20 protein-coding genes and 1 pseudogene are annotated in these 24832 nt (G+C 42.0%); 6 read left to right on the top strand and 15 right to left on the bottom strand.

Annotated features, from left to right (window positions below):
- Positions 1 to 1796 (bottom strand): hypothetical protein (locus AC5JM2_RS03500; protein ID WP_495833522.1); only part of this gene is annotated, 1796 nt, incomplete at its 3' end.
- Complete coding sequence (locus AC5JM2_RS03495) at positions 1789 to 3168, bottom strand: P-loop NTPase family protein (protein ID WP_495833521.1); 1380 nt, start codon at positions 3166 to 3168, stop codon at positions 1789 to 1791. The genes AC5JM2_RS03500 and AC5JM2_RS03495, both read right to left, overlap by 8 nt.
- 427 nt (positions 3169 to 3595) lie before the next feature.
- On the opposite strand from AC5JM2_RS03495, the gene AC5JM2_RS03490 reads away from it, so the two are divergent.
- On the top strand, positions 3596 to 3901 hold the full coding sequence (locus tag AC5JM2_RS03490; protein ID WP_495833520.1) for a TRADD-N-associated membrane domain-containing protein: 306 nt from the start codon (positions 3596 to 3598) through the stop codon (positions 3899 to 3901).
- Positions 3902 to 4134: 233 nt separating this feature from the next.
- Here the strand turns inward: AC5JM2_RS03490 and lgt are convergent, their stop codons facing one another.
- On the bottom strand, positions 4135 to 5007 hold the full coding sequence (lgt, locus tag AC5JM2_RS03485) for a prolipoprotein diacylglyceryl transferase (RefSeq protein WP_495833519.1): 873 nt from the start codon (positions 5005 to 5007) through the stop codon (positions 4135 to 4137).
- Positions 5008 to 5396: 389 nt separating this feature from the next.
- On the opposite strand from lgt, the pseudogene coaD reads away from it, so the two are divergent.
- Positions 5397 to 5888: pseudogene (gene coaD / locus AC5JM2_RS03480) on the top strand (pantetheine-phosphate adenylyltransferase); the annotation flags it as partial.
- A gap of 95 nt (positions 5889 to 5983) precedes the next feature.
- Positions 5984 to 6553 carry a DivIVA domain-containing protein gene (locus tag AC5JM2_RS03475; RefSeq protein ID WP_210612275.1) on the top strand — a complete coding sequence of 190 codons (570 nt, stop codon included), beginning with the start codon at positions 5984 to 5986 and terminating at the stop codon, positions 6551 to 6553.
- A gap of 436 nt (positions 6554 to 6989) precedes the next feature.
- On the opposite strand, the gene AC5JM2_RS03470 is transcribed toward AC5JM2_RS03475, so the two are convergent.
- From AC5JM2_RS03470 to AC5JM2_RS03435, 8 genes are all read right to left on the bottom strand, one after another.
- Positions 6990 to 8801 carry a TrbI/VirB10 family protein gene (locus AC5JM2_RS03470; RefSeq protein WP_495833518.1) on the bottom strand — a complete coding sequence of 604 codons (1812 nt, stop codon included), beginning with the start codon at positions 8799 to 8801 and terminating at the stop codon, positions 6990 to 6992.
- Positions 8802 to 8818: 17 nt separating this feature from the next.
- Positions 8819 to 9499: a hypothetical protein gene (locus tag AC5JM2_RS03465; RefSeq protein WP_495833525.1), complete on the bottom strand. Its 681-nt coding sequence runs from the start codon at positions 9497 to 9499 to the stop codon at positions 8819 to 8821.
- Between the two features lie 10 nt (positions 9500 to 9509).
- On the bottom strand, positions 9510 to 10334 hold the full coding sequence (locus tag AC5JM2_RS03460; RefSeq protein WP_495833517.1) for a hypothetical protein: 825 nt from the start codon (positions 10332 to 10334) through the stop codon (positions 9510 to 9512).
- A 221-nt stretch (positions 10335 to 10555) separates the two neighbouring features.
- A complete protein-coding gene (locus AC5JM2_RS03455; protein WP_495833516.1) occupies positions 10556 to 11605 on the bottom strand; it encodes a hypothetical protein in 1050 nt (349 codons plus the stop codon).
- Between the two features lie 267 nt (positions 11606 to 11872).
- On the bottom strand, positions 11873 to 12814 hold the full coding sequence (locus tag AC5JM2_RS03450; protein WP_495833515.1) for a hypothetical protein: 942 nt from the start codon (positions 12812 to 12814) through the stop codon (positions 11873 to 11875).
- Positions 12815 to 13211: 397 nt separating this feature from the next.
- On the bottom strand, positions 13212 to 15959 hold the full coding sequence (locus AC5JM2_RS03445) for a putative type IV secretion/conjugal transfer ATPase (protein WP_495833514.1): 2748 nt from the start codon (positions 15957 to 15959) through the stop codon (positions 13212 to 13214).
- Positions 15907 to 16284 carry a hypothetical protein gene (locus tag AC5JM2_RS03440; RefSeq protein WP_495833513.1) on the bottom strand — a complete coding sequence of 126 codons (378 nt, stop codon included), beginning with the start codon at positions 16282 to 16284 and terminating at the stop codon, positions 15907 to 15909. The genes AC5JM2_RS03445 and AC5JM2_RS03440 overlap by 53 nt, the downstream gene beginning before the upstream one ends.
- An 18-nt stretch (positions 16285 to 16302) precedes the next feature.
- Positions 16303 to 16863 (bottom strand): hypothetical protein, encoded by a 561-nt coding sequence (locus tag AC5JM2_RS03435; RefSeq protein WP_495833512.1) that lies wholly within the window; start codon positions 16861 to 16863, stop codon positions 16303 to 16305.
- 647 nt (positions 16864 to 17510) lie between these two features.
- Between AC5JM2_RS03435 and AC5JM2_RS03430 the strand changes: the two genes are divergently transcribed.
- From AC5JM2_RS03430 to AC5JM2_RS03420, 3 genes are all read left to right on the top strand, one after another.
- On the top strand, positions 17511 to 19871 hold the full coding sequence (locus tag AC5JM2_RS03430; protein ID WP_495833511.1) for a PhoX family protein: 2361 nt from the start codon (positions 17511 to 17513) through the stop codon (positions 19869 to 19871).
- Positions 19872 to 20293: 422 nt separating this feature from the next.
- Positions 20294 to 20422, top strand: coding sequence for a hypothetical protein (locus AC5JM2_RS03425; protein WP_495833510.1), 129 nt, complete (start codon positions 20294 to 20296; stop codon positions 20420 to 20422).
- Positions 20419 to 21342, top strand: a complete 924-nt coding sequence (locus AC5JM2_RS03420; RefSeq protein WP_495833509.1) for a sensor histidine kinase — start codon at positions 20419 to 20421, stop codon at positions 21340 to 21342. The genes AC5JM2_RS03425 and AC5JM2_RS03420 overlap by 4 nt, the downstream gene beginning before the upstream one ends.
- On the opposite strand, the gene AC5JM2_RS03415 is transcribed toward AC5JM2_RS03420, so the two are convergent.
- From AC5JM2_RS03415 to secD, 4 genes are all read right to left on the bottom strand, one after another.
- The gene (locus tag AC5JM2_RS03415) at positions 21302 to 21775 is read right to left on the bottom strand and encodes a GNAT family N-acetyltransferase (RefSeq protein WP_495833508.1); all 474 of its coding nucleotides are present in this window, start codon (positions 21773 to 21775) and stop codon (positions 21302 to 21304) included. The two genes, AC5JM2_RS03420 and AC5JM2_RS03415, sit on opposite strands and share 41 nt — an antisense overlap.
- Positions 21776 to 21882: 107 nt before the next feature.
- The gene (locus tag AC5JM2_RS03410) at positions 21883 to 22296 is read right to left on the bottom strand and encodes a hypothetical protein (protein ID WP_495833507.1); all 414 of its coding nucleotides are present in this window, start codon (positions 22294 to 22296) and stop codon (positions 21883 to 21885) included.
- 42 nt (positions 22297 to 22338) lie between these two features.
- Positions 22339 to 23274 (bottom strand): protein translocase subunit SecF, encoded by a 936-nt coding sequence (gene secF / locus AC5JM2_RS03405; RefSeq protein WP_495833506.1) that lies wholly within the window; start codon positions 23272 to 23274, stop codon positions 22339 to 22341.
- Positions 23271 to 24689 (bottom strand): protein translocase subunit SecD, encoded by a 1419-nt coding sequence (secD, locus tag AC5JM2_RS03400; protein WP_495833505.1) that lies wholly within the window; start codon positions 24687 to 24689, stop codon positions 23271 to 23273. Before secD ends, secF begins: the two co-directional genes overlap by 4 nt.
- Positions 24690 to 24832: the final 143 nt, after the last annotated feature.

Here is a 24832-nt window from a genome sequence, read left to right as displayed (position 1 = left end):
CAACCAGAAATCACGTACTTGCCATCACCGGTGACGGCGACTGCCTGAACCCAGTTACTATGACCGCGCAGAGTAAACTTTTCTTGACCAGAGTGCAAATCCCAGACTTTGAGTGTAGAGTCACCGCAACCAGAAATCACGTACTTGCCATCACCGGTGACGGCGACTGCCTGAACCCAGTTACTATGACCGCGCAGAGTAAACTTTTCTTGACCAGAGTGCAAATCCCAGACTTTGAGTGTAGAGTCACCGCAACCAGAAATCACGTACTTGCCATCACCGGTGACGGCGACTGCCTGAACCCAGTTACTATGACCGCGCAGAGTAAACTTTTCTTGACCAGAGTGCAAATCCCAGACTTTGAGTGTAGAGTCATCGCAACCAGAAATCACGTACTTGCTATCACCGGTGACGACGACTGTCTGAACCCAGTTACTATGACCGCGCAGAGTAAACTTTTCTTGACCAGAGTGCAAATCCCAGACTTTGAGTGTAGAGTCATCGCAACCAGAAATCACGTACTTGCTATCACCGGTGACGACGACTGTCTGAACCCAGTTACTATGACCGCGCAGAGTAAACTTTTCTTGACCAGAGTGCAAATCCCAGACTTTGAGTGTAGAGTCATCGCAACCAGAAATCACGTACTTGCTATCACCGGTGACGGCGACTGCCTGAACCGAGTCACTATGACGACCCAGGGTAAACTTTTCTTGACCAGAGTGCAAATCCCAGACTTTGAGTGTTTTGTCAAGCGAACCAGAAATCACGTACTTGCCATCACCAGTGACGACGACTGTCTGAACCCAGTTACTATGACCGCGCAGAGTAAACTTTTCTTGACCAGAGTGCAAATCCCAGACTTTGAGTGTAGAGTCATCGCAACCAGAAATCACGTACTTGCCATCACCAGTGACGGCGACTGCCTGAACCGAGTTACTATGACCGCGCAGAGTAAACTTTTGTTTACCAGAGTGCAAATCCCAGACTTTGAGTGTTTTGTCAAGCGAACCAGAAATCACGTACTTGCCATCACCAGTGACGACGACTGCCTGAACCGAGTTACTATGACCGCGCAGAGTAAACTTTTGTTTACCAGAGTGCAAATCCCAGACTTTGAGTGTTTTGTCAAGCGAACCAGAAATCACGTACTTGCCATCACCAGTGACGGCGACTGCCTGAACCGAGTCACTGTGACCGCGCAGAGTAAACTTTTCTTGACCAGAGTGCAAATCCCAGACTTGGAGTGTAGAGTCACCGGAACCAGAAATCACGTACTTATTATCACCGGTGACGGCGACTGCCTGAACCGAGTCACTATGACCGTTGAGGGTGCGAACTAACGCGCCACCAGGAGGAGTTAAGCTAGCTGTCAAGGTACGCAAGCAAGTTGTTTTGGTTTGCGATATTTGTTGCAGCAACTCTTGAATTTCTGGTGCATCAAAGTGCAGCAAACGCCCTGACAATTGCCCTGCTAGTTGCTTTGTATCTTGAATGAAAATATGTGCCGACAATCGCAATGCCCCTTGAATTAATTTCAGCGCTTCAACAGTTTGGGCATCGTATTCTAGGTGAGTTGATAATTTTGCATCATTAATCAAATCATAATCTTCAATCAGCGCCTGGACTCCAAATTCAGGATGATTAATTTTTGCTTCTATAAAGTCAATATCGCTCAAAAAACGGCAGAATTTCTTAACTTGACCACCTTCTAAATACAAACGTGGAACTTCACCCAAGAAATGCTCTATTTCTTCCGATGACTTTTCTGTTAACCAGGCGCGAAGATTACTCATAGCCAAAAAGTCCTTCTGTCATATTATCGGCAACTTCAGCGCTGACACCTGGTAAATTCACCCCCGCCGCCTGCACAATATCCTGGCGATGCAAAAAATCGCGGAAACTTTCGTGATAAAATCTGTAGCGCGGTGGTTGATAATTTTCTTGTTTCTGCAAAAACTGCGCCCACCCATTAAGAACTTCCTGCACAGCTAAATCATTCTGCTTAGAATATTTCGCAACCACTTCACGGGAAGCAGCGCTATGTAAAGCACACATAACATAAATAATCTTAATTTTATTTTTTGGTAAAGGCTTGGTTGTCATGCCCATGAGTTGCCAGTGGTTTTCATAATATCCTTGTAAACCTACAGGTAATTCATCCAGAGGTTTATTATTGTAAAAACCTTCAGCTATTGCTGGCAAAACACAGCGCAAATACATAAAATTATTTTCGCTTTTTGTGGCTACTTCTTCCACAAAGTCAGTATTAGAGAGATTTTGCTTTTGAATCCACAGACTCAAACCCTGTTTATATTCTCCATCATTGAGCAATAGCCAAATATACTCTTTCACATCCTGGCTACTTCTTTCGGCGTAGTCTCTTAAGTCCAATTCCTTGGTGGAAACGCTGGGTGAAAAATTCAACCTTTTCTCATTTTGGTTATAAGGTCGTCTTGTCAGCAGAAAGTAAACACCTTCTGGAAGAATAGTAGGTAAATATAAAAGGTTTCCGGTGGATTCCTGGTCAACTTCGTCGAGTGCATCAACAACAATTATCAGGCGATCGCCAACACCAATTCTTTCGCCAGCTTTGGTCAACAAACTTGATAAATCAGTATCTACTGCATCCTGCAACTGATAACGACTGATCAATTGTTCGCGGATTTTTTTCAGGAACAATTCCGGGCGATTCATGCCCTCAGCGCGAATATTGAAAAAGCATATAGCTTCTGGATTGTCTAATACGTATTTAGCGGCGATCGCACTTTTCCCCATTCCTGCATCACCCACAACAGTAAAGTAGCCCTTGGGGTTATTGCTGAAGAACTCTTCAATAGCATCAAAGACAAATTTTCTACCACGAAATGACTCTGTTTTGTCTTTGATTAATCGTTCAAATTCTGGCGGTATTTGCTGCGGATTCCAATCTTTTGGATCAACAATATCAGTTGGTTTAATCTTTAAAACTTTGGCAATATTTTGAACTGCCCATCTTTCAACCCCATTCGGGCAGTCTTTGGTTCCTAATAAACGTTTAATTGTGTCAACAGAAACTGGTTGTGCTTCAGATGCAAGTTTTTCTATAGTTAAACCCGCTTCTTTGTAAGCATTTCTGAGTCTAATTTTGCCTTCCTCGCTAGATTGAACCTTATCCGATTGCAACATAGATAAAAGAGATTGATGAATCTAGGTATTTAATAATGTGATAGCTCAGATATTGCATCTGCTTTCTCGTCCGCCTAGAAATTTATTTCTAGGCTCAAAGATCAAGTAAGCTAAAGCTCACTGAATATATATTTCAGTCCGTTTTAACGGACTTTGCCTATAAGCCTTGAACTTGAGTTCAAGGCGTACTCACCAGTGAGGTACAAGATCTAAGATAACTAATCTTTAATTTACCTGTGTAGGGCAGTTAGGTTTTCTTAACTTGCCCTATCTGCCCCAAAACATAGGGCAAATCATAAATCTACATCAACCTATCTGCTCTGGAATTTGAATTGTTGCCTCTACATAATACGAATATGCAAGTTTAAAAAACCTTGCGCTTACCAGTCAATCAACACACAACACATACCACAAAAGGCAACAACTTATGAATCTCAATATTTTTTCTAAACCACAACCCAACAATAATGAAGCTGCACAAGAGATCAAAAAAAATATAATTGAAGAATTACTACGCCAAGCACGTCTTACCTTCAACCTTGCTTTAGGCGTAACTGCAGCATCTGCGATGATGACATTATCTGGCGTGGGGCTTCTTTATTTAAATAAAGTACCAGAAGCCAGTCTCACCGCAGGAGCAGGAATTCTTGCCAGTATTAGCAGCGTTCAGTTTGCCAAAGATGCAAAAGAAGAACTGTGCGAGATGGTAGACAAGTTAGAGGAAGAATCTTAGAGGTTGAGAGAACTCTTTGAGGCAGTGATACCGCCCGCAATGCAGTTCGGTTAAGATCCCCCTGCCTGCGGCGATCCCCTTAAAAAGGGGGTAAAAGAGGGTTCAAAGCCCCCTTTTTAAGGGGGTTGGGGGGATCTTCAAAATATTAAAACGTTAACCGAACCGTATTGATACCGCCCCGAAACCACCAATCCCGAACAACAAACCTGGGGAAGAGTGGCTTCCCCATTCCTTTACCGCCTCTGTCTATCTTCTTGAGGGGTAGAAATGACATCTGGTAAAGGACGTTTAGCTATATAAAGCCAAGCTAACCCAGCTAAACCGAAGATTATTCCTACTAAACTCACGACTTGTGCTATTCGTAAAGGTCCAAGCATCAAACTATCCGTCCGAAGACCTTCTATCCAGAAGCGTCCTAAGCTGTAAGTTGCCAAATAAACTAGAGACAGTGTACCCGTTTTCAAAGCTGGTTTACCTGACAAACTTCTAAAAAATAAAGTCAGCAGCAAGGCGAACACCATAAGATCCCACAAAGATTCATAAAGAAAAGTGGGATGGAAAAACTCAAAATTAGCCAGTTCTGGGGGACGGTGTTCTGGTGGAATATGTAACTTCCAAGGTACATTTGTCGGACTGCCAAATGCCTCAGAGTTGAAGAAATTGCCCCAGCGTCCTATTGCTTGACCTAAAATCAGCGAAGGAGACACCAAGTCAGCCAATTGCCAGAAAGAAATCTGGTTTCTTTTGGCAAATAATAATGCTGCGGTAACACCACCGATAATTGCCCCATGAATTGCTATCCCTCCTTGCCAAATTGCAATAATGCGTTCTGGGTGCTGGGCATATTCTGACCATTGAAACAAAACGTAATATATCCGTGCTGCTGGAATTGCCCCAATCACCAGCCAAATTGATAAATCGCTAATTAAATCTGGATTAACGTTACGGCGCTTTGCCAAGAACTGAGAAAGCGTAACGCCAATCAATACTGCTGAAGCAATCAAAAAGCCATACCAACGGATTGTTAATGGTCCTATTTTCACCAGAATCGGTCCTGGAGAAGAAAATTCAAATGCCAAGGGCAAGGTGGAAATATCCAGTGCCATGTAAAAGTACCTAGAAGACTAAAAAAAGGTAATGTAGATTTAAGTTGTGCTTGTTAACAGCGCCCTACGGGCAGCGATTGTAACCCGTTACGAATAAACACTCTTAACAGGGAACAAGGAACAGGGAACAAGAAACACGGGAACGACAGTCAAAAATTGTTGCAAAAGCCAAACTATTGATTTTAGATCGCTGTGAGTAGAAAAGGCAGTAGAGGTAGTGTATTTATCCAGAATTTTCTTTTGAAAGTAGATAAATAAAACTATGGCAGTAGGTGGGCTAAAGCTCACAAAAACTAACATATTGAATTTCTATCTGAGAACTCGTACTTTATTACAAATCACGATTGGTTAGATATAATCACCTAAACAACTGTGAGGCATCTGTGATCATGATTGCCATTTATCCAGGAAGTTTCGATCCTGTTACCTTAGGACATCTTGACATTATCCAACGCGGCAGTCGTTTGTTTGCTCAAGTGATTGTCGCGGTATTGCGGAATCCTAACAAAACTCCGCTGTTTACAGTGGAAAAACGGTTAGAACAGATTCGTCTGTGTACAAAACATCTCACGAATGTGGAGGTAGACGCTTTTGCTGGTTTGACTGTAAAGTATGCCCAAATGCATGGTGCACAAGTGCTATTGCGCGGTTTACGAGCAATTTCTGACTTTGAGGTAGAACTTCAGATGGCTCACACAAATAAAACCCTTTCTCATGATATAGAAACCGTTTTCTTAGCAACGTCAAATGAATATAGTTTTTTAAGTAGTAGTGTGGTGAAAGAGATTGCTAAGTTTGGTGGCTCTGTTGATCATCTTGTCCCCCCGCACGTTGCTTTAGATATTTACCAATGCTACGCCCAAAACCATCCCGTATCGAACTAAATCAAAACGGAAGCACTCCTCCCCCGCAAGAGTATCCTGCTGGAATATCCGATAATCCAGATGCTACGCGAACAACAAGTGTAGACATACAGATGGAACTCAACCGCTTGGAGGAGATGATTCTTGCTGGTTTCAACATTCCACTGACGCGACGCACGATAGTAGATGAAGACAAGCTGCTTGATCAGCTTGATGAAATACGGCTTTCTTTACCTGAAGTTTTTCAGGAAGCAGCAACAATTATCCAACAAAAGGAAGATATTCTCCTGGAAGCAGAAGAATATGGACAACAAATTGTTGATGCAGCGCAAGCCAAGCGATCGCAAATCTTGGATGAAAGCGACATTATCATACAAGCAGAACGGGAAGCCGCTGAACTGCGGCGACAAGTTCAACAAGAATGTGAGCAGATGATGCAAGACACTCTTGAAGAAATTGACCGCAAACGACGCGCCTGTCAGCAAGAAATAGAGGAAATGCGGCGTCAAGCTGTTGCAGAAGCAGAAGCAGTTGAACAAGGTGCTGATGACTACGCTGACGGCGTACTAGAAAATATTGAGCAGAATCTTCAGGATATGTTGCGAATCATCCGTAACGGACGTCAACAACTACTACCAGAAGCTTCTAGTGAAGATAATTCTCAATTTCCTAAAAAAAAATAATTCTAAATTATAGTTTCTTGATTTCTCAGCTTTCCACGGTTCACAACCCAACTATGCCATATTTTCAGGATGAGCAGACTATGACTACCAACGACTAATATAAAAAGCAATGACATAGCAGAAATAGCCATTTATGTCAAACTAAATTATAGAAGCTAGTAGGTTGGGGAGCCACCGCCGTGGACGGGTTCCCCGGCTTGAGGCGAGTGGCGTTTGACGCAAGGAAACCCAACATTTTCCAAAACCAACGATTTTTAAGCAATAACCTAAGAGGATGTTTGAAAAGCGAATAGAATTCGCTACTACACAAGCAAAGTCCACCTCCGTGGACTAATGGAAAATTAAAGGTTTTTAACCCACGAAGGTGGGTTTTGTCTGTATAGCCGCGACTTCCAGTCGCTAAGGCAAGGAATAAATTAGACTTTTCAAACAACCTCTAAAACCGCGTTATTTGATTAGCAACGACTTCAACCTGTGTACCCGCTGGCAAATACCAAACGTTACTTTTTTGAATCATCTCGTTGATTGCTTGTTGGTTACGCTGGTTAAGTTGGGGTACAAGAGCATTCATTCCGCCTTCTAAAACACCCGCAGGGATGTTTCTTGGTTGTATGGTTTCGTTATAATAGCAACTATAATAACTACCAGGATTATTAACCCGCTGGTTCTGACAATCAGGATCTGTTCTAATCTTTGTCTCAGGACGGTTAAGTATCTCCCCTATTTTCCCAGCACCTCCCAAACCGAATATGAATGTGTCCATACCTGAAATCTTTCCGGATTTATCAGGATATTTCTTGGCAAGTAATGGTCTTCCGCCAGGTGCGCGAACTTTCATTGCACTTTGACGTAGGCGAGTTTCTGTGAGATTACTTTTATTTTGAGAAACAACTGAAACGACTGTTAGGTTAAACATTCCGGTTTCAGAAACTTGGTCAAGTTGAGCTAATAATTCAGTATTTGCAGGTAGTGCGATCGCCCCATCTACAGACTTTAATGGTTGCTGTAGACGCACGACAAATTGACTATCATTCTTATTATTATTATTGTTATTACTATTACTACTACTATAATTACTATTACTTCCTATTCTATTTGATTCCCCAAATATAGCCGTTGCTAACACAGCTTTGGCACTAGTTCCTACCGCAATAGATTTACCAGTATACTGAGTAGTTTGGTTTGTTGTTTCTGGTGTCTGTTGAGGATTTGCTGTTGTATTTGTCCGATTTGGAACAGGTAAAGTTTGTACATTATCTCTAGCCCTGGAATTCAATTGAGAACCCAAAGTAGATGGAGGGGAACTTGTTACTCTTGGTAGGGTTGGTGTTGGAGTGGGAGTAGCTGTTGGAGTGGGAGTGGCTGTTGGAGTGGGTATTGATAAAGACAAGGGAATTTGTGCTAACTCCGATGGCTTTAATCCTGGAGTTGATAACTCAAAGGATGGAGATATTGAGGGTTTAGCTGTTGGTTGAGGAGTCTGCCGAATAGGTTGAGGAGTCTGCTGCTGAGGAGGCTGAGTATAAGTTGGTTTTGGCTGCTGGGCTACAACACGTTGAGGAACTCTGACAATTCGTTCGACAACACGAGGTACGTAAACAGTTTGTGCTGGTGTGGGTACTCTTTGGATCACCACCCGCGTGACAGTTTGTGGTCTAATTCTTGGTTGTGCTGGAGTTGGTTTTGGCTGAGTTTGAGTAGGTCTTACAGTTTTTAACTGAAGCTGTGCTAATTTCACAGCTTTTGCTTGTTCAGCTAATGCTAGTTTTGTTTTTAATATCTCAATTTCTTGTTCTGGTTTTAATTGCTGTATTTTGTTCGATTCATTCTCCTTACGAGTTATTTGTGGAAAATTCTTTGGCGCTTGTTTGTTTGTTCCACTCATCAGTTGAGTCAGAAACGCACCTGCTACCAAAGCCACACTTAGGGTAGCAGCACCCACCACACCTACCTTGGCAAAAGGGTTAGATGACAATGCTTGTTTTGTTTTCTGTGAGGATGGATGAGAAGGTGGTGGTTCGTCAGGATTACTACTAGCAGTCTCTGAAGGACTACTTTCCGGATGAGATGGGGGAAATTGTTCTTCTAAACCAACTAAATTAGCCATTCGTTGATGCCAATCTGATGGTTGTACTTCATCCGAATGATGGTTGTTAGATTCCGGCTGTGAATTATTATGATTGTTATGATTATTATGATTGTTATTGTTAGAATTATTGGAATTATGAGAGTTCGGTAGGTTGTTCATTGGTGTCTTTCCTTTCGCTAGGGGCATTTTTTTTGTTGAATGTCACAAATATTCGCAACTTCTAACCTCGCTTCATTAAGACGGTATATTGCTGAGTATAAAGGATTTTCTACATTTGGAATAGAAATGGCTTGTGTGTCTAACGCCCGAATCAATATTTTCTTATTAAAAGGAATTGCCTCCCCGTCTTTGCTATTATAACCTGCGAAAATCAAGCGATTAGCAACGATTTCTAATTGCCATAGACCATCTGCTATTTTTTCTGGTTGAGAAATTCTGCGAATCAATAATAAGCTTTCTGCATTTCCACCAGGATTGGCTAAAACACTTTTAGGAATTCCCTGTGTCGTTTCCACTTCAAATCTTCGTCTGGCATCACCAGATAAAAGTTCGGAAGTTGCTTGCCAAACTATTTGCGGTGGTTGTTTGTCTGACCAAGTAAACATCATGGTCATTGTTTCACCAACAAAACGCCGAATCGTTTCTGGGTTGCGTTCTAAATTTTCTTGGGAACCTATTGTGATGGCACGACCATCAACAAGTTGCACTAAACTTTGTGGTAATTGACCACTCAGCCTTTTGAGCATAGACTGGTGAAACATCAGCAACAATATAGTTAACACATTCAACCCAAATGTTGCGACAACGAACACAGGCAGAAAATTATTTTTCTTATTTTTTTGATTAAATAGCATTATCTTGTTCTACCTATCGTGTAAAGCTACCAGAATTAAGAATATCTCCACAGCGTTGAGACTGACTTTTTGACGAAGAATCATAGCCATTGGTTAGACAGAAATCACTGACTTCGTAAATTTCTAACTTTTGGGCGCGGACACTATAGACAGCTTTCTGCAATGGAGTCAGACCGTTTGATAGAGGATGTCCATAAGAATCTACAGATCTTACTAAAAAATCCTTATTAAAAGGAGTTAATAACTTTTTATTGTCAGTACGTCTCACCTGCACAATATTAGCAACCATACCAACTCGCCATTGACCTGGCGCAATTTTTTCCGGAGGATAAACTCGTTGGATAACTAACTGTCCTGTTAAAGCTTGCTTATTGTTTTGAGAAAAAATTTCTAGCGGTGTCATATCCGCAATTTGTGCCAAAAAACCTTGACGAAAATCTTCTGAAAGTGCAAAACTCGCTACCCAACTACTGGTAGAAACTTTTTTTGTCAAACCTTGTAAAGTCTTAACAGGTATTCCGGTATCAAGTTTCGGATTAGTTGCTTCTTCAACAGTTGCTGGTGGAAGTGTTCCAGACCAGTTGAACATCGCCGCCATTGTTTTAGCAACAAATTGGCGAATGACTTCCGGTTCTCGTTCAAGAGTGTCCGTTTGAGAAACTACTTTACCATCAACAAGTTGGACAAACGTCAGAGGTTTTTTATGAATGAGACCGTAGATACGTAAACCTTCAAATAATAAGAAAATTGCTGCCAATAAATGTAGACTGAAGGTAAAAATAGCAAAGAGCGTTAAAAGATTGATAGAGGACTTTTTTTCTTGTAATAACTTGGTCATAATGCTAGTCACCTCAGGGTTATTTCATTTTTATAGCCCCATAGCCCACCCGGAAATGAATTTACCGGCTAATAATTCAAGTCCCAATACGGTTCGATTAGCTTGTTTCTCTCAAGGGAGATCCCCCCAACCCCCCTTAAAAAGGGGGGCTATTTTACCTCTTTACCCCCTTTTTAAGGGGGTCGCCGCAGGCGGGGGGATCTTATCCGAACCGTACTTTTCTAAACTTTTTCCTGTACCCATACAGCAGTATTGCTGATGCCGTTGAAAACGGCAAATCCTCCAGCAGCAGCCAAAGCTAAAGACATAATCGGTGCGAGAACTCCTAACAGAATCAGAAACCACATTAAGTCTGGATCAGCATCGAGATTTTGTGCAGGACCATTCACAATCACTGCGGCTGATATGACAGCAACAATATTGAAAGAAATCTTGGCAATACCCATAGACAATAATCCCGTAAGCCATGCAAAAATAGGTTTACCAGCGACTGGTAGCAAAGACCCTCCTACTGCTACAGGTCCTAAAGCTGCTATCAGTAACATTGCCACTTCTATTAAGTTTTGAAAAGCAGACTGTAAGGAAACTAAAAGATTTTTGATAATTGTTTGAGTTGTGGAACCCAACAGAGAGTTAAAACTGAATTCTGCTACATTCCCAGTGGTGATCACTATCTGATTAACTTTCAGTTCAAGTCTGTCTATCCAAGGTTGGAGACCGTATATATTTCTGTACTGTTGTAAGAGGACATCTATTTTCTCTTTTGCTTTAATCAAACAATTAATTTGTTGTTGACCTGTGAGAGACTGACAAGGACGCAATAAACCACCAACAACTTCTTCAGCAACAGTCATATTCAGTGCTTGCTGATAAGTTTGATTGACATCAGCTGCTTCTACAACTTGCTGATTGATTGTGTTGAGAAAATCTCTTAATCCCAGTGTCAAATTAGACAATGCAGTGCCATTGCCTGGATTAGCGAGTAAGATGACTACTATAAAAGGCCAAATCAAAGCAGATAGAGGACGAGAATATTCATTATTCAGGACATCTCTAATCCATTGCGCCATGAAGAAAAGCAAGGTTCCTACGGCAAAGAAAATACCTAAATTGGTGAGTGCACCGTATAAGTTATTTTTCGTGTTATTTTGTAATAAATCAATCCACTGTTTATCCCAACCCTCAGCAATAGTTTGTGCAGTCACGACACCATTTGTTAAAACATTACTGGTGTCCAGTTGAGAAAAAATATAGAGATGAGAAAGCCACATTTTTTCACCATCACTTGAGCTTGATTCCTTATATGCTGCGAGAGCATCCTAATTTTACAAGAATGTGTTTGTCATTGCGAATGAAGCGTAAGCGCAAAGCGCACGCTAAGAGCTAACGCGCAGCGTGTCCCCTTGGGACTCAGCGGAATGAAGCAATCGCAACATCCCTACTTTGTGATTGCTTCGCTCCACTATGTTGTGTATGCCCTCCGGGCACGCTGCGCTAACGCAATGGCAAATTATGTTTTTACACATTTGAAATGCTCCTTATGGTGCTGTCAAGGGAGAAGGGATATTCTCTGAGGAAGGAGGATTAGTTTCTGTAGGAGAAGGATTAGTTTCTGAAGCAGGAGGATTACTTTCTGAACCAAGATTAGTTTGTAAAGGAAGAGGGTTACCGCTTTTTCTAAACAAATCTGTTTGAGAAGTGACTCGTAAAAGTCGTGCGACTTCTGCCGATGTACCGACTCTTCTGGCACGATTCGCCTCATTCATTTGCTGGGAGATATCTGCTAAATTCAAGTTGGAATATTGTATGTCATTACGCAGTTGGATTGTATTTCCTAGGGTTTCACCCATCATCTTGGATTGATCTGCTTGAAGCCTGAAATTTTGATATAACACGCTTAATAAACTTTTAGTTACCACACAGGTGGGATCCTGCCCCATCGTCGTTATCCCGGCATTACTATTAGTGGACATGCAGCTTTCTCGTTGTGCACTATTGTTTTCCATATCAGCTTTTCGAGTTAATTCATTGACTTTTTTAACAGCGTTCTCAGTATCCTGTAGCTTACCTTTTAACCGAGTTTGTCCATCTCTCCCGAAAACACCTTCAACTGCACCACGGGTAATATATCGATTAATTTCACCACTCACCTCTTTACCATATACTGCTGGATTATTCTCAAACTTATCCGAAACAGAGTACTGAGTAATCTGGTCGCGAGTATACTGACTAGCATAATTAGGATTAGGAAGATTGAGATCACCTGATGAACTTGTGATTGCTGATTGTGTCTGAAGTTCTACAGGGTTTAAAGTCTCTGAAATATTGTTTGTAATATAATTTGTAAAATCAGTTGTGTACAATTGAAAATCAGTCCAAACGGTTCCCAATTCTGCTATGGCTGGTAAGGTTCCTAAAAATGCCACGGCAAAAAAAGAAGTCATGATGATTTGAGGTTTGGCAATTTTTTTGAGCATCATATTAGCTTCGGTTTAATGACTTGCTATTCTCTTGGTGGATGTTTGAGAAGTATTTTTCTGTCATTATGAGTGGAGGTAAGCGGAAGGCATTGGTGTTGATTTAACGTTGAATTTTTTATCCTGCGTTGGTTTTACCCCTCCCCACTCGCTTCGCTCAAATTCAAAATTATCAATTCAAAATTCAAAATGAAGAATTCTTTTTTTTGAACTTTGAATTTTGAACTTTGAATTAAGCGCAGGGGAGGGGAGGTTTTACCTCACGCCGTAAATCTGTTTCCCCAACCCACGCCACTTGCGTGACTGTCGGGAGATCCCCCCAACCCCCCTTAAAAAGGGGGGCTATTTTACCTATTTACCCCATTTTTAAGGGGGTCGCCGCAGGCGGGGGGATCTCCCTTTAATAACCACGAATTGACCCGATCAATTGACGCGCAAAATGAGAAACCGCCTCAAATTTATCTCCATATCGTTGCATTGCTTGATTACGTGCAGCTTGTTCATCAGGATTATTCGCCACGACAGCTAACTGTTCGTAGCCTGGGTAATAACGACAGTAAGTATAAACGCCATTATCATCAAGCAGCCATTGACTATAAATATCTTCTTTACGAGGGAAAAAACCTTCTGACGCATTGCGAGCAATAATTTCGCGAGGATATTTTAAGATATCTACGAAACTATCAACAGCAACGGGTTGAATCCGACCAATTAATCTTGTTGATAGGTTTTGCAGAATCTTAGAAGAAGCTTTAGATTTGGCGATTGTATCAGGATCTTGTCCTGATAAAATAACTCTTACCCCGGCTTTTGCTCCGTTCGCGCAAAGTCTACCTACCAAATCAGAAATTTGGTCGAATTCAAACAGAATTGGTGCTTCATCAATAAAGAATATCGAGGCGGGACTACTCAAAGCACGTCGCAGTGCTGCAGAATAAGCACTTAAGGATAGCAATGCAGCATCTTCGTTATCTGATAAGTTTCTCAATGCAAAAACTAACAATTGAGCATCAGTTGGAAAACTCGAAGGTGCAGAAACAGCTTGTCCGACTCGACTTTCCACCCAGAAGCGCAAACGGAGATTGATAACTTCGAGTGCATCATCAATTCTGCCACCTATAGTATTCAGGTTAAGATGATCGCGCGAACAAAAGATGATGAAATCTCTTAAAGTCGGAGTTTTTTGCCAAGCTTCAGTCCCAAATCCTTCTAATATCGCTGCATGATAGCGCTTTTGAATCCCCTCGTCGGCGAAGAAGGTATTTAAGGCTAAATTCAGAAGCGATCGCACTGTTTGCGCCAGCAGTTGATTACCAGTGGATGAACCCAGTACCATTGTCATCAACGCCGACTCAAGAAAAGCGGCGTAGTCTTGAAAGCGTTCTCGCTGTTCTTCTTCATTCAAGAACCGCAAGTCTGGCTGTTCAAACAAATTATTGGATTGTTTGGAAATATCAAAATAAGCTCCTTTCTCTCCAACAAATTCTGTATAGTCGGTAAAGGTAGACGTACCATCTGGTTTCGGAAAGTCCAAGGCTACGACAGGCATATTATGTGCCAAAGCCTGGGTTAAAATTCCTGACACCAATACCGATTTACCCGCGCGAGTTGTGGCAAATAACGCTAAATTTTTGTGCTGGTTAAATAAATCTAAATGAAGTGGTGTTCCTCCTTCATCTGCAATTAATTCAAAGCCTTTGCGATCGCCCGCCCTCGTTGTTACCAAAGGTATCAATCCCCACACTTCATTTGTGAGATACAATTGACGACGGTTGAAGGGTTTTGCTAACAGTATGTCCCAAACAATTGGCAGTGTCTGCAACCAAATTCTCCAAGCATATTCAGTTTCTCGAATAACTTGTGCCGGACGTTGAAAACAGTTTTCTATATACCTGCACGCCTCATCCAATTTCTCTCGGCTTTGGCGATGAACAAGAATAGCAATTCCTGTATAAATTGGCAACGCACCTTCATAAATTTGTTCTTGCGCCGCCACAGATTTTCTCAATTTTAATTGTGCGCCGACATCAATCGTATTACCTTTTTCTTGTGCAACTTTTGACGTTACATTCGATTGTTTCAGCACCCGTTGTAATGTCGTTTTGACTATCGCTGGATTCGCCGCCGTTAACTCACAAAAAATCTCCGTATCTACAATCGCATCCCTAGCAACCAGTTCCCATAAATAACGCAGTTGAGATGCTTTACTTTGCCATCCTCCCGGTTTTTCCAGAAACGTCATCACGCCAACATAGCGATTTTTAATATTCACCCATTCACGGTCAGCAACAGGTACATCTGACTCCATCAATAAAGTGGTGCTATGGATATTTTCTAATAGTAATTTGCTGCTAGATAAATCCGAATAAATTTCTTCATGAAGTCCCTTTTCATTTAAAACTAATAATTGGGGAATATCTATCGGTTCAGTACTATTAAATCGTCGCCAAGCTTCCTGCCATAAGTCAATTGCCGTCAACGCTTTAATATCCAAACCCCATTTGTTAGATAAAATCTGTTCCCAACGCCGAAATCCTTCAGTATAAGCATTAGAAATCAAAGTTTCTAATCGTTGGTTTTCTCTTTCTGCTGCTTCACCTTTAAATGATGACCACCAAGACTCAGCCCTTGCCAAAAACTTCTCAATCCAATCATCAGCAGCAGAAGCATCTGGTTCTACAGTATATGTTACATACACTCGCAGAAATTTTGGTTTTCGGATACCAGCGCGAGTCAGTTGTTGTGTTCTGGCTCTTTCAGAGGTCAGCAAGTACTGTATACTAGGCGATTGGGTTTTCTGTACAAGAGATGCGAGTTCTTGTTGGCGTTTTGTATCTGTAGAAAAAGACCCCAAATGAAAAGTCACTCTTTCTTCTGGTGGAAGGTCTTTTAAACCAGCTTCTATATTGTTACAAATTGTATCTATTTGCTCTGTTCTTAAAGTGGTATGAATGCCTCTGCATTCAAATCCAAAAACAAAGCAAAATCTATCTCTTTGGCTACCTTTGGTTAAAATGTAAGCACCAACATCTCTGCCATCAACTGCAATACGCAGCATGGTGGCAAGATTTAAAGCATCTTCAAAAGGTGTTAGTCTATTTTCTTGACCTGCGATCCCTACGCTTTGTTTTCCTATTTTTTCTTTCATAATGGAATTCTAGAAAACTTTTATAACGAGCAGTACCTCTTGTCCAGGTCGGAACACCGATAAATTTGCTCAAAAATCGCCAACTTCTACCACCTGTTAGTATCCACCAAGTTGCTATTCCCCACCCTGCAATTAAAACTGTCCACAACCATTTTTGCCATTCATCAGAGAAGACACCTCCAAAGATGCCATTCACAATCATGTAGGAAACTAGAGCTATAATCGTCCAAGGAAAAATTTGGTCAGCAGGAATTGGTCCTAAGGAAGGTTGGGTTCCTAAAATTTGGTTGACAGGTCGAAATTCTCTATCTCGCTCATCAGTCATAACAAATTCCTGACTTAATCATTGACTACCAACGATAAAGCTGGTCAACACATCAGCAACAGTCACAGCAATCACTACCAACAACGGTGTTCTGGCGACGACTTGCCAATCTTCATCTTTGCGAACGGCGTTAATCACACCAATCAGAGCAACAGCAATGTAGAGTAAGTAAAGTGCTCTTAAAACATTAAACACCAAACTCACTGCGGCAGCTGCACCGGTTTGTTGGGAACCTTGGGTTAAATTGTTTTTGAAAAATGTTTCTGCTTTTCCGAAAAATTGAGCTGCTGCTGGATCACTAAAGTAGTCTATCCAAAAGAAACTGAGTATTGCTGAAAATACGAGAGTTTGAAGTAATATGAGCCAAGGTTTCGGTAGAGCGATCGCTTGTCCTATTTGCTGAATAACTGCTATTGCGATCGTGCCCACGAGCAAGCAAAGTAGCAGAGTCGGGCTTTGAGAGCAAATCACACTTAAAAAGACAGCAAAAGCAAGCAACAAGGGCACAGATGCCAACACATGAGTGAATCGGTGTTTGAGTTGATACGGTACTTTTAGCTGAGTAGATCTTAGAGGCATGGACTAACTTTCCTAACTTCTTTAACACAAACCACTTGTAGATAGTAGTTCATCTATAACTCTTTGTTGATAATGTATCATTACAATTTCAGAAAAGCTTGGTTTCGCCATTATTCATTGGATACCTCTCAACTTGAAGTGCTGTATTATACACTATACATAAGCCAATGATCAATGCCTAATATAACACACTTAAGAAGAATCTTGTGTTGATGGATACGAATTCGACTTTTCAAGCTAATATCAAAGTCACAAATAGAGTTTCAATACATAATAAAAAACTACCAAAAACTTTTATCAATTCACAAGTTAATTCATCAAATAATATTTTTTCTAATTCCCAATAATTCAAACCACTGTTATTAACTTTATGAGAATCAATCAGTAAATAAACTATTATTAACTAAGACATTACCTGGTCTTAACTTAGAAATTATACATTCTCGTATATGCTCATGTTGTGTGGATTTCGTTCTAAGCTTTTTTCAAGCAAATTTCGTATCCACTGGTATTTGTTTTTTTCTCTAGGTGAGACAAATGAAATTTCGCCTAGAGTTTTGCTGGCAATGATTAGGCTTTTTTGTCATCCATTTGTCTTATAAGACAACTTATATAACAGCAGAGATAGAGCGCAAAAGGGAAATTGTATGTCTAAGTTGAGTCGCCGACAAGTACTTCTATTCTTTGCTGGTGCTGCTGGTGCTGTACTGGCAGATCAAGTTTTAGGTGGTACTGTCGATGCAAGACAAGTAAAATTCGCACCTCTAGGTTTTACACCTGTACGCTTACCACATCCTCTGCCAATTTACAAGCAACAGAAGAACTACTTACCCACAGAAATCGGACAGGGAAAAACTCTTGATGCTTCACCTGATGTGAAGTTAGCTAGCTACAACGTCGTTGATGACGTTGTGGTAGCTCCAGAGTATGAGCGGTACGTTATTGTTAGTTGGGGCGATCGCGTTTTTCCAAACCCCGAAGAGTATTTCGGCTACAACAACGACTACACCGCCTTCATACCTATTGGCAAAGGCAAAGCAGCCGATGGTTATTTGTGGGTGAATCATGAATATGTCAGCTACCCAATTTCTGGTTTAGCACCGGGGATACCTACAAATCTCAAAGAAACTCCTGGTGTCTTTGCTCAAGTGATTGGGCGGGCTTTACCTACCACCAGAAATATTGAAGTTGATGGAGAATTTTTATACAACGTTGGTGGCTCGATTGTCCGCATTTCTCGACGCGGTAACGCTGATGGGCGTTACCGCGTCGTTAAAGACTCCAAGAACCGTCGTGTTCACGGTCTTTCTGGCTTAGGAATCAACAAAGAACGTAAAGATGGCTATGAGAAAGTCACCTCTTGGGGAGGTTTGAGTTACCAACAAGGTGATGACAAGTATCTCATTGGAACTGGACCTGCTGCAAAGGAAGTTTTTCCTCTCAGTTCCGATGGACTGGGTGAGAAAATCATTGGTACAGGGTATAACTGTTCTGGTGGTACAACTCCTTGGGGTACAATCCTCTCTGGAGAAGAAAACTTCCAAGGAAGTGAGGAATCTTTCGTTGGTGTCACAGAGTTTGTCAAACCTGATGGCACACAAACAGCCTACACCAAAGGAACTACTGGTGAAACCTTTGGTCTAGTTGGAGAAAAATACGGATGGATTGTAGAAGTTGCTCCTGAAGACCCCAATTTCCGTCCACGTAAGCATACATCCTTAGGTCGCTTCCGCCACGAAAACGTTGGTGTCCGTGCTGAAGCGGGAAACAAGTTAGTCGCCTACATGGGAGATGACAGACGCGGCGGACACACCTGGAAATTTGTCAGCAATGGTACAATCTCCTCACTCGAAGATAGAAGCAATAGCCAGTTGTGGGAAAGTGGTACTCTCTACGTTGCTCGTTTCAATCCAGATGGTACTGGCGAGTGGATCGCTTTAAACCTACAGACTCCTACCAATCCGATTGCCCCATCAGTGATATCTTCTGTAGAATACGACGCTTTAGGCTCAGCACAAAGAGATGGTCTATTGAAACTGCCTAGACGTAAAGGCATTGCTGAACAAACAACTGATGGTGGTGCTTTCAACTGCGATCGCAAAAACGAAGCAACTGCCCTCAGCGATTATCAAAACAAAAAGCTTTCCGACTTCTACCCCACTCAAGGTGCTGTTCTTGCTGACGCCTTCTTAGCTGCTAACTTAGCTGGAGGAACCCCCACAGCACGTCCCGAAGATCTAGAAGTACATCCACGCACCAAAGAAGTGTTTATTGCTTACACCGACGGCGCACCTGGAAGCGATGGCTACCCTGATTCGCGCATCTTCCAAGTTGCTAAGTTAAGTGCTGACAATAATGCGACTCAACAATCTGGGGGACTTTACAAGATTATTGACGATAGTCAAGACGGTACAGGTACGACTTTCCGCTGGGAGAGATTCGCCCAGGGCGGGGAAGCTGGTTCTGAGTACGGCGCTGGTTTTGCCAATGTGGATAACCTCGTAATTGACGATCAAGGAAACGTCTGGGGTTGTATTGATATGTCCACCGATACCCACAACGGTTTTACTGTCGGTGCAATTCCAACTGAAAATAAAATTGACCACTCCGCTACAGGTAACGTTTCCACTTTTACCGGCGTCTTCGGTAATAACTGGTTTTTCTGCATTCCCACCAGTGGTCCCAATGCAGGAGTTGTGATACCCTTCGCTCAAGGTCCAGTTCGTTGTGAGATGACCGGACCAACTTTAGTCGGTGATACACTGTTTCTTTCCGTACAGCATCCCGGCGAAGACTCTCCAGTGAACGATGGTACACAACTGAGTCGCAGTCTCCAGCTATTGGATTTGAGCGGTACTACCTTCGACCAGACACGCACGGTACCCCGTGGTAGTAGCTGGCCAAGCAATATTCCTGCTAGTGATGGTGGTAGCAATCAAGCAACAGGTATACCGCGTCCAGCAGTCATTGGCATTCACCGTAAAAATTCTAAGGGTAGATTTTTCTAGCCTGTATAACTTTAGTTAACCGTTCGCATAAGCATGGAAGATGACTTCCATGTTTTTAAGGAAAATCCAAAAAATAAAAATCCAGCCGTATCCTACAGCTGGATTTTTTGTTACTTGTAACCCACATTCCGCACCCTAAAGTCGAGCACTAGGAATTTTGAACCTTTGAAGATTTGGAAATTGGCGATAGGTATCCCAAATAACTCCACTTTCGTATAAAATACATCCATAATTATAAATATAAATACGATCAAACAGATTATGACAGTGGGGAGTGGGGAATGTCGGATGTAAGCTTGGTTTGTCGGATGCTCCCCATCAACTCAGTATTAAGAATAAGGATCATCGCAGTGTTCAGAACAAAGTGCTGTGTATAAACAATTTCAAGTTTTCTGTTCAGCCTCAAACTGGATGAGAAACAGATGAACTTTCATCTGTACCTAGAAATCCAGTCTTTGAGGACTTTGTTGGAAACTGGTGAAATGGAAACTTCGGAACTTTGTCTTATGTCTGTATGGTCAATGAAAAAGGTCATTATTGCTAAATTATGAATGTTGGAAACTGGGTCTATCTAGGAGCAGGACTAGCAATAGGGATTGCTGTTCGTGGGTTATTTGCACAGGTAAAGGTATCTTCTAGCTCATCGACAGTCTTATCGGAAGATGAACAACAGGCTACGCCAATACTCCTGCAACAGATGAAGCAAACGCAGCTAGCGTATCATATGACACGAGAAATAAGCCAGTTTAAGGCGGGGTTTTTGGCGCGAACGACTCATGTGTTGCGATCGCCCTTAAATGGTCTGATTGGCTTGCATCAGTTAATCTTATCTGATCTATGTGAAAATCCAGAGGAAGAACGAGAGTTTATCGCTCAAGCTCATGAGCGAGCGCTAAAGTTGCTCAAGCTGATTGATGAAATTCTTAGCGTTGCTAGAGTCGAACATGGTACAAACAAATTACACATTCAGCCTTTAAACTTATCCGAATTGTTGCAAGAAGTTCATGATTTGACTTATATGCTGGCGGAAAATCGCAATTTCCCCTTTCAAGTTCTACCGCCAAATCCAGAAATATATATACTTGCAGATCCCTACTGGCTGCGACAAGTATTAGTCACTTTAGTGGAAAGTTGCATTGATCAAATGGAGGAAGGCAGCATCTGTATTTCTGCTCATGTTGGGCACACAAGTGATTGCGTTCATATTTGGTTGGATGTACCAACCCATGCAACTTCCCTAAGTGAACCGATAGATTTCATGACGCCGAAAAACAACTCACCTGAAACTGACAATAAAAATGATATTCTCTTGCCAGGAATGAAGCTTCTACTCAATCAAACTCTTTTGGAAGTCATGGGGGGAAAGTTACAAGTAGTTCCCTCTCCCGCCCTTGAGGAACAAGCTGATGAAGTGACGAGGCTACAAGTCTCTATCCCCCTAGTGATTCCTGAAGTTGAGCATCTACACTAAGAGAATTAAATTTAGGTTGGTTATATAAGACCATTGTGGTGGTAGAATTCTGTTGGAAACCAATCCTTTCGTAGAACCGCTGCTTGTGAGTTGTCATCAAATAAACACGCTCAACACGATTCATGCGCGGGTGGCTCAAAACAGTTTCCACCAACTTACTTCCCAGTCCAGTATCACGGTACTCTGGATGAATGGCAACATCCCAAATAGTTGCGCGATAAACACAATCAGATGTTGCTCTGGCAAAACCAATTAATCGTTCTCCATCCCAAACGGTAATCACAGGGTCGCTGTTTGCAATGGCGATGCCTAAATCTTCAATGCTGCGATTATTTGCCCAGAAAGCAGAAATGTTTAGCAGCTGTTGAATCTGATAAAGGTCCATTTTAGACTTGCGATCGCTAAATCGAATCTGATTGTGACTAGAGTTCATGGATGTTACCGAATCGTTGGAGTATATTCGCTACCTTTTTATCCGATTTTGTAAGATAGTGCTATACCTGTATCAATTGTAATCTTAAAAAAAGTTAATATTTTCATTTAACTACAAACCCATTTCCAGAAAGGATGACTTGGTCCTTGCTGACGTATCCGGAAAACCTGTTGTTCTAAGCGTTCCTTTTCCTGCAGTGGTAGTCCGAATAGAATATTCCGACTTTGCCAAATCAGAACCGCAACGGTCATACCAAGACAAAAAAACAGACCAAGACTAGCCAATAAATGGTAGTACAGCCCGTATCGCACAGCTACCCAGGTAAAATATTGTCGCCACAGAACAATTTCGCCTCGTAACTCCCATACACAAAAAGGCGCGATTGTCAACCATAAAAAGCCAACAAACAACCACCTGCTATACACCTCTAGCTGGTGTAGCTTTTGTACTTGTTTTGCAAAAGACGCATCACTTTCGTCTGTGTACCAGCTAGTTTTTGGTGGTTCTTCCGGTTGAGCCATAGATTAAGGAGTGACTAATAACTAATCATGATGAATCATCTATTATGTCGGATTGATTCGCGTTGGTGATCTTCCCCGCCATAAAGCGAGCAAGGGACCAGCGACAAAAATACTAGAATAAGCGCCCACTGCAAAACCAATAATCAAAGCGAGGGCAAAGTTTCTCAAGGTTTCGCCGCCAAATATGAATAAGGCAAACAAGGTCAGCAGCACCGTGAAAGTGGTGTTAAGCGATCGCGTCAGTGTCTGATTGATGGCATCATCTACAACTTGGTTAATAGGGTCATTCGGATGTTGGTTGAGAATTTCCCGAATCCGGTCATAAATGACTACCGTATCTGTCACCGAAAAACCAGTAATCGTCAATATCGCAACGACAAACAGGCTGTCAACCTCAACACCTTGTACTAATCCCAAAATCGAGAAAATTCCCGTCGTAATTAGGACATCATGCAACAAGGCAATAATCGCAATCACGGCATAATCGGTTTTGAAGCGCACGCTCAGGTAAATAATAATGCCGAGAAACGAGACAATTAAAGCGGTTATTCCACTGGTAAACAATTCCTGACCCAGAGTAGGACCAACAGTCTCAATCTGAGTTGCTTTGGGGTCAAATGCTCCCAATTTTTCGCTCAAAGCTGTTTGTAACTTTGTGCGTGCCTCAACATTTAACGTCTCAGTGCGGACTGATACTGCCTGTTGGTTTTGACCGACAACTTGGATGCTGCTGTTGCCTAATCCTTGAGCATCCATTACTTCCCGCACAGATGAAAGTTCAATTGGCTTTGCACAGTTTTGCGCAATTGTGCAATCCCGTTCAAACACTAAGCGCGTACCACCCACAAAGTCCAGACTAGGACGAAGAGGTGCGCCTAACGTCTGCCAAGAAATCACCATCGCAATGATACCGCTGAGAATGAGAGCACCGGAAAGTGCCCACCATAGAAAACGCTGTTTGATGACACTAATTTTCATTGTACCGCCTCCGGCTCAGACTTAGTATACATTGCCAGATTAGGACAAAACAGTTCCGGCTTGCGCAAGTTAGGAAATCCGATTGCCACCAACAGCAACGTACGACTACAAGTGATGGATGTAAACAAGTTCACGAGCAATCCTAATGCCAATGTTAGAGCAAAGCCTTTGACTAAACCTGCCCCAAGCCAAAAAAGCGTTGCACAGGAAATTAAAGTTGTCACGTGAGAGTCTAAAATACTAGACCAAGCTCTGTAAAATCCAGCCTCTACCGAACGATACAGGCTTTTGCCAGCTCGTAGTTCTTCACGAGTGCGCTCAAAAATCAGCACGTTAGCATCAACTGCCATCCCGATACTAAGGATGAATCCAGCAATGCCAGGAAGAGTTAAAGTGACAGCCAGTAGAACGAAGGTTGCATATGTTAGCAAGGCGTAGATGACTAAAGCAATATCAGCAATTATACCTGGTAGTCGATAGTACGCCACCATAAAGATTAATACTAACACCAGACCACCTATGCCAGCATAGATGCTACGTTGAATGCTATCTTTACCTAAGGTCGCTCCTACTGTACGATTTTCTACGATTTCCACAGGTACAGGTAGTGCACCACCGCGTAGCTGTACGCCTAAGTCATTGGCTTCCTGTGAAGTAAATCGACCTGTAATCACAGCAGCTCCTCCACTGATACCAGATGCGGCAAATTCCGGACCGACGGTAGGATAGCTGATCAGTTCGTTATCTAGAAAGATACCTATGCTGCGCCCAGTACCAGCAAGTTGTTTTGTCAGTTCGCCAAATAATTCACCACCTTTATCATCGAAGCGAATGGCTACATTCCAGTTGTTGCTTTGAGTTGGTTCACCATAAGCGTCCTTGAGGTACTTACCAATTAGTGGTGGGTTTGTGCTTTCAAATAATTCAGCGATCGCTGAATTACTCTTTTGTAGTTCTTGCTGATTTTTTTCAATTGTAGCTTTGTCGTTAGTCTTTCGTAGTTCTGCTTGCTTTGCTTTCAATTGTGTTTTTGATGCGAAAAATGTATTCAGTTGAATTTCTGTGTTTGGCTTTTGCTTTTTGAACTCTAACTGCGCTGTACCTCCCAGTACTCGTTCTGCTTGCTGTGGGTCGTTGACCCCCGGCAATTGTACTAATATTTTGTCTTGACCTGCAGTTTGGATAACTGGTTCCGAAACGCCTAGACCATTGATGCGACCTTCGACGACTTTTTTGACAGCCTCTAATTCTCGGTCGGTGATTTGTTTAATTTCCGGTGTCGTTTTTACTTGAATTGTGAGTTGTGAGCCTCCCCGCAAGTCTAATCCCAGAGAGACAGGAATTGTAGCAATCACCGCAATTGCGGCGATTACCAAAACTAAAATTAAAACTAATAGCGATCGCTGTCTTTGCATACCCTTACTTGCTGCGACAAAGGCTATGATAGCGCTCTTTGGAAGAGTTGTGACCTATAAGTTAACAGTTTTGAGTGACAACTTTTACAAAGAATTGGGGATTGTAGATTGTTAGTCTTTTGCTGTTGATATTTTACATCATC

The sequence above is a fragment of the Brasilonema angustatum genome (genome assembly GCF_059505445.1).
The sequence above is the reverse complement of the archived record's forward strand: the minus strand, read 5'-3'. Positions and strand labels throughout refer to the sequence as shown.

Excerpts from the sequence above, each read along its gene's own strand:
- secF (WP_495833506.1), bottom strand. The coding sequence starts at position 23,274 with ATGAAAATTAGTGTCATCAAACAGCGTTTTCTATGGTGGGCACTTTCC.
- AC5JM2_RS03445 (WP_495833514.1), bottom strand. The coding sequence starts at position 15,959 with ATGAAAGAAAAAATAGGAAAACAAAGCGTAGGGATCGCAGGTCAAGAA.
- AC5JM2_RS03455 (WP_495833516.1), bottom strand. The coding sequence starts at position 11,605 with ATGTGGCTTTCTCATCTCTATATTTTTTCTCAACTGGACACCAGTAAT.
- lgt (WP_495833519.1), bottom strand. The coding sequence starts at position 5,007 with ATGGCACTGGATATTTCCACCTTGCCCTTGGCATTTGAATTTTCTTCT.
- AC5JM2_RS03420 (WP_495833509.1), top strand. The coding sequence starts at position 20,419 with ATGAATGTTGGAAACTGGGTCTATCTAGGAGCAGGACTAGCAATAGGG.
- AC5JM2_RS03450 (WP_495833515.1), bottom strand. The coding sequence starts at position 12,814 with ATGATGCTCAAAAAAATTGCCAAACCTCAAATCATCATGACTTCTTTT.
- AC5JM2_RS03495 (WP_495833521.1), bottom strand. The coding sequence starts at position 3,168 with ATGTTGCAATCGGATAAGGTTCAATCTAGCGAGGAAGGCAAAATTAGA.
- AC5JM2_RS03430 (WP_495833511.1), top strand. The coding sequence starts at position 17,511 with ATGTCTAAGTTGAGTCGCCGACAAGTACTTCTATTCTTTGCTGGTGCT.
- AC5JM2_RS03440 (WP_495833513.1), bottom strand. The coding sequence starts at position 16,284 with ATGACTGATGAGCGAGATAGAGAATTTCGACCTGTCAACCAAATTTTA.
- AC5JM2_RS03475 (WP_210612275.1), top strand. The coding sequence starts at position 5,984 with ATGGAACTCAACCGCTTGGAGGAGATGATTCTTGCTGGTTTCAACATT.
- AC5JM2_RS03470 (WP_495833518.1), bottom strand. The coding sequence starts at position 8,801 with ATGAACAACCTACCGAACTCTCATAATTCCAATAATTCTAACAATAAC.
- AC5JM2_RS03415 (WP_495833508.1), bottom strand. The coding sequence starts at position 21,775 with ATGAACTCTAGTCACAATCAGATTCGATTTAGCGATCGCAAGTCTAAA.
- AC5JM2_RS03410 (WP_495833507.1), bottom strand. The coding sequence starts at position 22,296 with ATGGCTCAACCGGAAGAACCACCAAAAACTAGCTGGTACACAGACGAA.
- AC5JM2_RS03435 (WP_495833512.1), bottom strand. The coding sequence starts at position 16,863 with ATGCCTCTAAGATCTACTCAGCTAAAAGTACCGTATCAACTCAAACAC.
- secD (WP_495833505.1), bottom strand. The coding sequence starts at position 24,689 with ATGCAAAGACAGCGATCGCTATTAGTTTTAATTTTAGTTTTGGTAATC.
- AC5JM2_RS03425 (WP_495833510.1), top strand. The coding sequence starts at position 20,294 with ATGAACTTTCATCTGTACCTAGAAATCCAGTCTTTGAGGACTTTGTTG.
- AC5JM2_RS03460 (WP_495833517.1), bottom strand. The coding sequence starts at position 10,334 with ATGACCAAGTTATTACAAGAAAAAAAGTCCTCTATCAATCTTTTAACG.
- AC5JM2_RS03490 (WP_495833520.1), top strand. The coding sequence starts at position 3,596 with ATGAATCTCAATATTTTTTCTAAACCACAACCCAACAATAATGAAGCT.